This is a genomic window from Clostridium sp. UBA871, from assembly GCF_002295255.1.
GTDB lineage: Bacteria > Bacillota > Clostridia > Clostridiales > Clostridiaceae > Clostridium_J > Clostridium_J sulfidigenes.
Genome location: NZ_DBFV01000003.1, coordinates 867,102 through 878,224 on the forward strand (window position 1 = coordinate 867,102; position 11,123 = coordinate 878,224).

Below are 11,123 nucleotides of genomic sequence, written 5' to 3' on the forward strand. Positions count from 1 at the left end.
GGTTATTATGGCAACTAAATATTATGCGATAAAAAAAGGAAGAGATTTTAATAATAATGTAGACGTTAATAATATTATTGTTAAAAGTTGGAGTGAGTGTCTTTCCTATGTAAAAGGAGCGAAAGGTGCTATATATAAGAGTTTTTTAACAGAAAAAGAGGCAAAAGATTATTTAGATAATAGTTCAGAATTAAAGAAAGGTGTGGACAACTATCCTTTAGATGTGCCTCATATATATGTTGATGGAAGCTATAACATATCTACAGAAGAGTTTGGATATGGGGTACTTGTAGTTGAAAAGGATATAATTACATATGTCAACTATGGTGGAGGCAAGAATAATCAGTGCAATCAAAGGCAAGTAAATGGAGAGCTGAAGGCTGCTATAAATGGTGTAAAATATGCATTAGATAATAACTATAGAGAAATAGTATTATTTTATGATTATGCTGGAGTCTGTCAACATGCAACAGGCGCATGGGAGAGAAATACAGTTTTATCAAAGGAATACTATGAAGTTATTAACAAGTTAAAAAAAGAAGGTAATATAAACATTATATTTGTTAAGGTAGATAGTCATACTAATGATTTATATAATGATATTGCAGATGAGTTGGCAAAAAGTGGTGCTGGGGTAGAATTTGATTCTGTAGTAGATAAAGCTGTTGAAAATAATACTTTAAGGGTTGCTACTAGTGACGTTAAAAATAAACTTTCTAAAATTATTAAGAAAAATATTAGTAACGTTATGTCTCTAGATGTTCATAGTAATATAGGAATTGAAGATAAATATCACATTACCAGAATAATAGAACACTTAAATAGTATAGATATAAATGAGAGAGAAAAATATTTAAAATGTGTACCTATAGAGGTTAAGGATAAAATTATATTAGAATTAATTCAAAACTTAAAATAAATTAATTATAGGCATATAAATTAGAAATATGTGCATCCTATAAACATACTTAAGATCTACTAATTATGAATAAGTAAATATTATTGTAACCTAAAATATTTATTTATATGGAAAATTCTATGGAATTCCAGGTGGATAAGTATACAATGAGAAGGGATGTGTATTTTATGAAAATGTTATTAAAGATTATGGTGTTGATAGCAAGTTTAGCCTTAGCTGTTAATTACGTAATGCCTTCAATGGATGGAAGAACTAAAAGAAAATTAAGGAAAAAGGCTAAGAGATTTCAACATAGAGCTGAAGATATGTTTAATAAAGCAATGGTTCCTTTAAGATAGCTAGAGCAGATTTTCTGCTCTAGTTATCTTTATTTTAAATAAAGTTTAATATAATACAATAAAACTGATTAAATTAACGCACATTTAATAAAAATTTAAGACATTTATTTTTGTGTATTTTGTTTGTTTATGATACAATATAGGGGTATAATTATCTGAAGTAATTAGGAAGCATTTGCTAAGAGAAGAGGATGAATTTATGGAAATTTTATCTTTAGGAGAAAAAATAAAAAAAAGGAGAAAGGAGCTTGATTTAACTCTAAAAAATCTGGCTGGAGATAGAATAACTGCTGGTCAAATAAGTTTAATTGAATCAGGTAAATCTAATCCTAGCATGGACTTGTTAGAATATTTAGCAGGTGCATTAAAAGTTTCGGTAGAACACCTTATGGAGACTGAAGAAACGCAAGCAGGCAAGATTTGTATATACTATCAAAATATCGCGGAATCTAATATATTAAATAATAATTTGGAGATAGCTTGGAAGGCATTAGAAGATTCATTTTTATATATTGAAAAATATGATCTTGAATTAAATATGGCAACTAATTTGTATTTAAAAGCCTTAATACATGAAAAGAAAAAAGAATATGATGAAGCTCAGGAGTTACTACTTTCAGCTAATAATATATATATTAAATATAATTGTAGTGACGAAATTATTAAAGTATTTATGCTTCTAGGCAAAATTACTCTTGAACTTGATGCATATCATTCTGCATATAGCTATTTTCAACAAGCAGAGAAGGTGTTTGAAGAAAGTGATGTATATAATGAAGTTGCTATGGGTAAGGTTTATTATTACATAAGCAAAACTCTTAATAAAATGGGAATTGATAAAGAAGCAATAGAGTATATGAAATATGCTGAAGAAAAACTTTTAAAACTAAAGGATTCGAGGAACTATGGAGAATCATTTATGAAGATTGGACAAGTAAGGTTTAAAGAGGGTAACTTAAACCAGGCTATTGCATACACTGAAAAAAGTTTGAATCTCTTTAGAACTAGACAACAAAGTATTTTAATTACAGATTTAATGTCAGGGTTAGGAGAAATGTTTTCAGAATATGGATATGTAGACAGGTCCTTTGAATATCTTTTAGATGCTAAAGCTATTAAAGAAAGGCTTTCTGAGGAATCTACTGTTAATACTTTAATGTTGATTTGTAATAACTATATAAAATTAAAAGATGAAATAAATGCAAAAAAGGTACTAGAACAGATAGTATCTAATATGCAAAATTTAAGTGTAACAGATTGTACTTTAATGTACAAGTACCATATTCTTAAATATAAAATTGAGTTACTAGAGAAGAAGTATGAAGAAGCAGAAAGAACTTTAATAGATGCTTTAAACTATACAGAAAAAATGAATTATCATAAGGAAAGTGCTGAAATTGCTATTGCCTTAGGAAAATTCTACATGGACTTAGGAAGAGAAGAAGAAGCTGGAAAATATTTAGATGAAGGGGTTAAGATTCTTGAAGAAACAAAATGCTTAACGGATTTTTAAAAATGGGGGATAACTATGGAAATATTATCGGCTGGAGAAAAAATAAAGAGGACCAGAATATATAAAGGTCTAACTTTAAAAGATATATGTGAAGATAAAATTTCCGTTTCTAAAATGAGTTGTATAGAAAACAATAAGGTTGATCCAGAAGATTGGATTCTAGAAATTATTGTAGATAAGCTTGGATTAGATATGGAGTATTTAAAACATGGTGTAAGAGAACAGATAGAAGCAAATATTGAAAAATTTAATTCTATGACGCCATTAATTTCTTTAGAAGATGTACTATACAATGTAGATTATGCAGAAAAGTATCACTATTACGATTTGAGTTGTAAACTATTTCAAATACTATTTGAATACTATTTGAATCACGGTATGTCAGCAGAATTAAGTACTACTATACCTAGATATTATAATTCTTGTCAAAAGTCTAAAGATGAAATTTTACATATTAATTATTATATGTATATAGCAAAATATTTATATACTAATGGTGAATGCTCTCAAGCGGGTAGTTATATATCAACAGTAAGGAAGAAACTTATTGAATTAGATAAAAAAGACTCAGTAGAATATATAAAGGCAACTTATAATCAAGTAGTAATTTATATAATGTGTAATAATATAATTAAAGCAAAAAAAGTTAGTGAAGATTTAAAGGAAATACTTTCATTTAATAAAAATGAGTATGTAAATGCAGAAATATATAAAGTGCTAGCTATTATAGAAATTTATTTAGGTGGCGATGAAGTTAAATACTATGAAGAGCAAGCTTTAAAAAGATATGATAACTTGCTAGATAAAAAAGCAAGAGCGTATTATGATCTTGCAAAAGCTATGTTTGAAAATGGAATTAAAGACGAGGCTTTAGACTATGTAGAAAGGGCATTGAGTGAATATCCAAGAAGTGATAAAGAGCAGTTATGTGAATTTTTAATTGATGGGGTTAAAAGTTTGATAGAGTATGGTTACTACGATTTAGTGTTAAACTATATAGAAGAAGTCCTAGATTTATCTATTGAACTAGAGCTTGTTCCCATAATGGAAAAAGCATACTACTATAAAGCCATGATATTCGAAAGGAAGAAGAATTATATAATGGCTGAAACGTATATGATGCTTTCTTTAGATGCTCTGATGAAATATGGAACTAAGAGTGAAATATGTAAAAGGTATATGAAGATAGGTACCATGTATCATGATATGGGAAATGTTAATGATTCAATAAAATATTTTAGTTTGGCCTTTAAGATGGATAAAAGTTTTTATTAGTTAGTAATTTTATTTATCAGGATTTAATATGAAAATAGGTTGTTGCAAAATGATTTTTAATCACTTTGAAACAACCTATTTTTATTTTATAAATCTTTTTATAATATGATCTTTAGCTTTAATTTCGAAGGAATCATTTAAAGGGGAAAGTTCAACTTCATCATACTTATTTTTTATGGCTAAAGATAAAAGTCTATCTGTAAGCTCGGGGTTTTTAGATAGTAGGCTTCCATGAAAATAAGTGCAGAAAGTATTTTTATAAACACAACCTTCTTTTTTATCTTCACCATTGTTACCGAATCCGTATTTCACTATACCAAGAGGTTTTAAATCACCAATGTAAGTTTTACCTGAATGATTTTCAAATCCTACGTAGGTTTCATTAAAGAATTCATTATATATAATTGAATTGCCTATTAATCTTTCATTAGAAGCTTTGGTATAAATATCTAATATACCCAATCCTTCTAAAATCTCACCTGTAGAAGTTTCGTAGGTTTTTCCTAAAAGTTGATATCCTCCACATATGCATATAAATACTTTTCCAGATTCTATATAATCGGTAATCCCTTGTTTCTTAGTTTCTACTAAGTCTTTAGAAACTATGGACTGTTCATAATCTTGACCACCTCCGAAGAACACTATATCAAAATCTTCAGGGTTAAATGCATCACCTATTGATACGTTTCTTATTATAACATTTATTCCTCTTTTCTCAGCCCTATGTTTAAGAATTAGAATATTTCCAATATCACCATAAACATTCAATAAATCAGGATATAAATGACATATATTAATTTCCATAAACTCACCTTAACCTTACCAAATTTTATTTATATAGCCTTTACTGTGCAATAACTTTCTAAGATGTAACATAGCAGTATATGTAACAAGTACATATGTGGTTTCTGCTTCAGCACTTATTATATTATTTATAAGCTCATCATCGGATTCGCAGATTTTAAAGTTTTCTTCTTTAAGATTAGCAATCTTTAGTCTTACAGCCATATCATAAAGACGTATACCAGAGATTATAATATCATTTATTTCTAGTGAATTTAATTTTTCAAAATCTACATCCCATATCCATGAAACATCTGTACCATCGGCATAATTATCATTTAACATCAATACTAAATTTATAGGTTTATTATTAAGAAGCAAAGTGTTTATAGCTTGGTTATAACCAGCAGGATTTTTTACAAGAATTATTTTTACTTCTTTTCCATTTATATTTAGACTCTCTTGCCTTCCAAAAGTGCTCTTTTGGTTTTGTAAAGATGCTTTAATTGAAGTTGATTCTATACCCAATTCTAGTGTTACAGATAATGCGCAAATAGCATTATATATGTTATATTCTCCAGATTGATTTATAAAGTAACCTTCTTCATTAACAACAACTTCTGAGCCTTCGGTAGTTAAAGCTGCTACTTCATCAATATGATATTTAAGTTCAGGTCTTTCATACCCACAATTTGCACAAAAGTATTTTCCTAGATGATTGTAAGTAATAAATTCGTAACTATAAGGAGTCTTACAGAATTTACAGAACTTGCTGTCTGCATTTACATTTAAAACTGTATTTTCTTTAATAGGAACATTAAAGCCATAGTAAACTACAGGATTATTGGCATCAATTTTACCTAGTAGAGATTCATCGCCATTTAGAACAAGTAGAGATTGAGGAGATTTATGTATTCCTTCTAAAATTTTATTATAAGTAGTATGTACCTCTCCATATCTATCTAACTGATCTCTAAATAGATTAGTTACAGTAATTATTTCAGGTTTTATATATTCTGTTATGAATTTAAGGTAAGCCTCATCTACTTCGATAACTGCGTACATATCTTTATTCTTATTAGAAAATTTGAAATTAGAAATGAAAGACGCAACTATTCCAGTATTCATATTAGCTCCAGTATTATTTGTTATAGCATTTTTACCGGCTTTATTAAGAATATTATAAATCATGCTAGTGGTTGTAGTTTTACCGTTAGTACCTGTGATTAAAATTACTTTATAACCTTTAGCAACTGTTGATAATATACTTCTGTCTAAGGCTAAAGCGACTTTGCCAGGAAAGTTTGAACCCCCTTTGAATAATTTGGTACTTAATTTTAATATAATTTTTGAAGTGACTATAGCTATAAATGAATTTATCTTAATTTTTCACACATCCTTTAAATATTTCTCAGAGTTATTTTAATAAATTAATTTAAGTATTTATAAGTATATCAATTTTATATTATAACATATATCTACATTAATGACATCATTCTAAATTGAAAATGAAAGGATGATTTTAAATATTAATTTAGATTTAAAAAAATATTAAAAGTTAGCAAAATTCGATAAAAGTGATGTACTATATACCGTTACAATATTTAAAATGCAGTATAATGAAGTTCGACTTGCAATAATTCTGAATAAAATATGATTTAATAAAGAAAAATAAAATATTTGTTGCATTTTTATAAAAAAGTAGTATTATAATATTAGGAAATTAAAAAAATGTGTTACATTAATTCCTAGAAGATATTTGGGGGTAGTAAAATGGATTTTAACTTAAATAATTTAAAAATTAATACTGATAAGGAAATTTATAGAAATTTAAGCTATGCTGAGTTAGTTTCTCATGCTATTAAAAATGAAGAAGGAATTCTTGCTAATAGTGGAGCTTTTGTTGTAAAAACAGGAAAGTATACAGGAAGATCTCCTAAAGATAGATTTATCGTAAGACAAGAAAGTGTAAATGATTTAATTAACTGGGGAGAGGTTAACTTACCCATAGAAGAAGAAATTTTCAATAATTTATATTCACAAGTTATAGATTATTTATCTACTAAGAATTTATATGTATTTGATGGTTATGTTGGAGCAATGAAAGAGTATAGCATGAATATAAGAGTTGTCAATGAATTGGCATCACAAGCTCTAATGTCTAATCAATTATTTAGAAGATATGAAAAAGAACAATTAGAAAGTTTTAAACCTGAGTTTAATGTAATTGTAGCACCAGGTTTTAAAGCTAAAGGAAAAGAGGATGGAGTAAACTCTGAAGCCTTTATAATAATTAATTTTGAAAAGAAGATTGTTTTAATAGGTGGAAGTCAATATTCTGGAGAGATTAAGAAATCAATATTCTCTATAATGAACTTCTTATTACCTAAAAAGGGTGTATTCCCTATGCACTGTTCAGCTAATATCGGAGAAGATGGCGATACTGCTGTATTCTTTGGACTTTCTGGAACTGGAAAGACGACTTTATCTGCAGATCCGGATAGAAAATTAATTGGTGATGATGAACATGGTTGGTGTAATGAAGGTGTATTTAACTTTGAGGGTGGGTGCTATGCAAAAACTATCAAGTTAGATAAAGAAAAGGAAAGAGAAATTTATAACGCTTTAAAATTTGGTGCATTACTAGAAAATGTAGTTTTAGATGAGAGTAATAGACCAATGTTTGATGATGATTCATTAACTGAAAATACAAGAGGAGCATATCCTATAGATTTTATCGAAAATGTTGAAATAAGTGGAGTTGGTGGAAATCCTAATACAGTAGTATTCTTAACTGCAGATGCTTTTGGTGTAATACCACCAATATCTAAATTATCTAAAGAAGCTGCTATGTATCACTTTATGTCTGGATATACTAGTAAGCTAGCTGGTACAGAAAGAGGAATAACTAAACCAAAAGCTACATTCTCTGCTTGTTTTGGTGAACCTTTTATGCTTATGAAACCAGAAGTATATGCTAAACTATTAGGAGAAAGAATTATAAAAAATAATACAGAAGTATATCTTGTTAACACTGGATGGTCTGGTGGAGAATATGGTGTAGGTAAAAGAATGAATTTATCTTATACTAGAGCTATGGTTAAGGCTGCTATAGAAGGCAATTTAAGAAATGCTGAATTCGAAAAGGATGAAAACTTTAATGTTCTTATACCTAAAGAGGTTCCAAATGTACCATCTGAAATATTAAAACCTAAAAATACTTGGGAAGACAAAAAAGAGTATGATAAGAAAGTGTACGAGCTTGTTAAACAATTCCGTGAAAACTTTAAAAAATTTGATAGCGTAAGTGAAGATATATTGAAGGCAGCACCTGGATGTAATAAATAGTGATTATAAAGAAGAGAAACTCAGATTAAAATGAGTTTCTTTTCTTTATATAGAGATAGAATAATTTAAAGAATGAAAATTTGTCATGAAGTATAGAAAACTTTTATTTTATTGGAAAAAAGTTTATAATAGAATATAAATATAACAATATGCAGATGTAAAGGGGAGTAATGGGTTGAAAGCTAGAAAAAGAAAAAATATAGGATTAGGTGTTTTAGTTATAATATTAAGTGTTGTAGGATTTTGGATGTTTAGTCAAAGAGACAAAGAACATGATTATACTGCTAAAGTAGAAAAATGGGATAATTTATATTCAGGAAATAATATAAAGTTTTATTACATTGATAGTACTGTAGCGGAAATAGCTACCCTAAAAAGTAAATATAAAGTAGAGACTTTAGTTAGTGAAAATACTAGTGAAATTATGAAATGTGTAGATATAAACAAATGGTTAGATGAAAAAGGGGAAATAACCCTTTCAGATATGGATACTAACAAAGATGGAGAAGAGCTTTTAAAAATTCTAATGTCGGGTAAAAAAGTTTCACAAAAGGATTATAATACAGTGCTTCAAGAATTGTTATCTTCAATAGGTATAAAGGTTAGAGTTGGAGAATATAGATTAAATGGAAACTACTCTGTATTAGAAGTATGGGATTCTAATTTTAATAAGTGGATAATGTTTGATGTGGTTACAGGTGGATATTTTAAAGAGGGTGATGAACCTTTAAGTGCCATTGAGGTTTTAAAGAAAGATTTATCCCAGCTTAAGGTTAGCGGTAGTGAAGATGGAGTTTTAGATAAAAAGTCTATAAAGCTATTAAATAACCATCTAGGTACTTATAGTATAAGAATTGATAACAGTAAATATGAGGGATCTATAATAAACTCATATATAACATATGTAAAAGATGTTATGGATGCTCAATTAGAAACTTCTAAAGGTTATATTCCACCAACTATATTTGTAGATAATGAATCTTTATTTAATATTAATCCTTATGAAGAAAAAGTGAATAATGAGTTAGATAAAATTCCTACTATTATATTTGCGAAAACTAATGTAAAGGAAGATGATGATAACTATATAAAATTTACCTTAGGAGCATTTATGAATAGTTTAATGGTTGAGGAGTTTTATGTTAGAGTAAATAATGGAGATTTTATTAAGGTTGACACCTATTATAATTTATCTATAGAAAAAGGTGTTACAACTATAGAAATTTCATTAGACGGTACTAATCCCTTACGACAGGTGGTTATAAAGAAATAGAAGAAAGGGGAAAAGAGAAAACTAGGGACGTAGATTACATTACCTTTCCACAAGCTTTGTGTGCAGGAATATAATTGTTGATTTTTACAATTTTGAGGTAATAGTTACTTAGCTTATATATAATATAAAAATAAAATAAATAAGTTAAGTATTTGTAAATATAAGACGTTTAAATGAATAATATAGGGATTATATAAATGTGTAATAAGCATTTATGTATTACAATTAAAATACTACACCATAAAAGTGCTGTATATTAACTTATTTGGTATGAATAATAAAGTGATATAATCTAAAAAGTATATCACTTTATTGATTTTTTACAATAGTCAGAAATTTGACATAATATATAAAGAAAATTATAATATAGCTAGTTATAAATTGATATTACCATTTGGCATGTGGAGGGTATGTATGAAAGAAATCAAACGTTATTTAGAGACAAGAGAAGGGGAATATAGTTTTTATTTTGCAGATTTAAAAAGCGATTATACTTATGGGTTTAATGAAGATCTTAAAATGGTAGCTGCTGGTTGTATTAAACTTCCTATTGCTATGGCAGTAATGAAAGAAGTGGAATCTACTAATATATTTTTAGATCAATTAGTAACAATAACAAATGATGATAAGGTTTCGGGATCTTTTGGTATTATACATGAATTAGAAGGTAGACAATATAGTATTAAAGAGTTAATAGTTGCAATGCTTATCCAAAGTGATAATACAGCAGCGTGTAAACTTATAAACACTATAGGCAAAGATAGGATAAACAGTATCATTCATGATATGGGGTTAACATCTACATTTATAAAAAAATATCCATCAGGTGAAAAAGAAGACTTCGATAATGAAAATATAACTACAAGCTATGATCTATGTAAAGGTTTAGCACTATTAAGCAAGGGGAAAGTGTTAAATGGAGAACATAGTAAATTTATCTTAGAAGTTATTAGGAGGAATCAATTAACCACAGGGATATCATTTTATTGGCCTAAAGATTTTAAGGTTAAAACGGCACATAAAGCAGGAAGTTTAGAAAAAATAGAAAATGATATTGTGTTATTAAATTTAGAAAAAGGTGATTTTGTATTTGTTGTTATGTCAAGAAATTTACCATCTAATGTTTATGGAGTTAGTTCTTTAGCAAGAGTTGGGAAAATGATGTTTGATATTATTGATAAGGATTGGAATTAATATAATATCTCTAAGTTGAAGAGCGTGGATTTTGTCCACGCTCTTCAACTTGATATTAAATTATTAAAATTTCGCAATGTAATTTTAAAGAAAAAGGCAAAGTTAAGTTTGATTTTTAAACTTATAATCATTAGAAATCAAGGAACACTGAAATCGTTGGTAACAATATTGCCTGGTGTATCAGTAATAGAATTATATAGCTATTATAAGGAAATAAAAGAAATATGTATTTCTTTTAACATAATGCGGTTATTATAAAAAAACAAGCTATCATATCATGATAAGATAAGTCTTGTCGCTGAGAGATGCGGCAGAAAACAACAAGAAATTAAGAGGAAAACTTCTTAAAAAAATGTTGACAGATAAGAGATTATCTAGTAAAATAGTAAGAGTCGTCGGAAGTAATCGATGGTAATGAAAACCAAATGGTCTTTGAAAATTAAACAGAGAAAAAGGTAAAACCAGTTAATTCCGATAGAG

At 27.8% G+C, this 11,123-nt stretch carries 9 protein-coding genes; 7 read left to right on the forward strand and 2 right to left on the reverse strand.

Going from position 1 to position 11,123, the window contains the following annotated elements:
• Nucleotides 1–7 precede the first annotated feature (7 nt).
• The 4 genes from B3086_RS05830 (at nucleotide 8) to B3086_RS05845 (ending at nucleotide 4,045) form a co-directional block, all read left to right on the forward strand.
• Nucleotides 8–919: a viroplasmin family protein gene (locus B3086_RS05830; RefSeq protein ID WP_346849215.1), complete on the forward strand. Its 912-nt coding sequence runs from the start codon at nucleotides 8–10 to the stop codon at nucleotides 917–919.
• A 167-nt stretch (nucleotides 920–1,086) separates the two neighbouring features.
• Complete coding sequence (locus tag B3086_RS05835; protein WP_156964390.1) at nucleotides 1,087–1,257, forward strand: hypothetical protein; 171 nt, start codon at nucleotides 1,087–1,089, stop codon at nucleotides 1,255–1,257.
• Nucleotides 1,258–1,456: 199 nt separating this feature from the next.
• The gene (locus B3086_RS05840; RefSeq protein WP_346849214.1) at nucleotides 1,457–2,770 is read left to right on the forward strand and encodes a helix-turn-helix transcriptional regulator; all 1,314 of its coding nucleotides are present in this window, start codon (nucleotides 1,457–1,459) and stop codon (nucleotides 2,768–2,770) included.
• A gap of 15 nt (nucleotides 2,771–2,785) precedes the next feature.
• Complete coding sequence (locus B3086_RS05845) at nucleotides 2,786–4,045, forward strand: XRE family transcriptional regulator (RefSeq protein WP_346849213.1); 1,260 nt, start codon at nucleotides 2,786–2,788, stop codon at nucleotides 4,043–4,045.
• A gap of 81 nt (nucleotides 4,046–4,126) precedes the next feature.
• Here the strand turns inward: B3086_RS05845 and B3086_RS05850 are convergent, their stop codons facing one another.
• Nucleotides 4,127–4,849: a type 1 glutamine amidotransferase gene (locus tag B3086_RS05850; protein WP_346849212.1), complete on the reverse strand. Its 723-nt coding sequence runs from the start codon at nucleotides 4,847–4,849 to the stop codon at nucleotides 4,127–4,129.
• 15 nt (nucleotides 4,850–4,864) lie between these two features.
• Nucleotides 4,865–6,214, reverse strand: a complete 1,350-nt coding sequence (locus B3086_RS05855; protein WP_346892938.1) for a Mur ligase family protein — start codon at nucleotides 6,212–6,214, stop codon at nucleotides 4,865–4,867.
• 387 nt (nucleotides 6,215–6,601) lie between these two features.
• Between B3086_RS05855 and pckA the strand changes: the two genes are divergently transcribed.
• The 3 genes from pckA (at nucleotide 6,602) to B3086_RS05870 (ending at nucleotide 10,643) form a co-directional block, all read left to right on the forward strand.
• Nucleotides 6,602–8,176 (forward strand): phosphoenolpyruvate carboxykinase (ATP), encoded by a 1,575-nt coding sequence (pckA, locus tag B3086_RS05860; protein ID WP_346849211.1) that lies wholly within the window; start codon nucleotides 6,602–6,604, stop codon nucleotides 8,174–8,176.
• A 175-nt stretch (nucleotides 8,177–8,351) separates the two neighbouring features.
• A complete protein-coding gene (locus B3086_RS05865; protein ID WP_346849210.1) occupies nucleotides 8,352–9,449 on the forward strand; it encodes a hypothetical protein in 1,098 nt (365 codons plus the stop codon).
• Between the two features lie 414 nt (nucleotides 9,450–9,863).
• Nucleotides 9,864–10,643: a serine hydrolase gene (locus B3086_RS05870; protein ID WP_346849209.1), complete on the forward strand. Its 780-nt coding sequence runs from the start codon at nucleotides 9,864–9,866 to the stop codon at nucleotides 10,641–10,643.
• The last annotated feature ends 480 nt before the right edge of the window (nucleotides 10,644–11,123 follow it).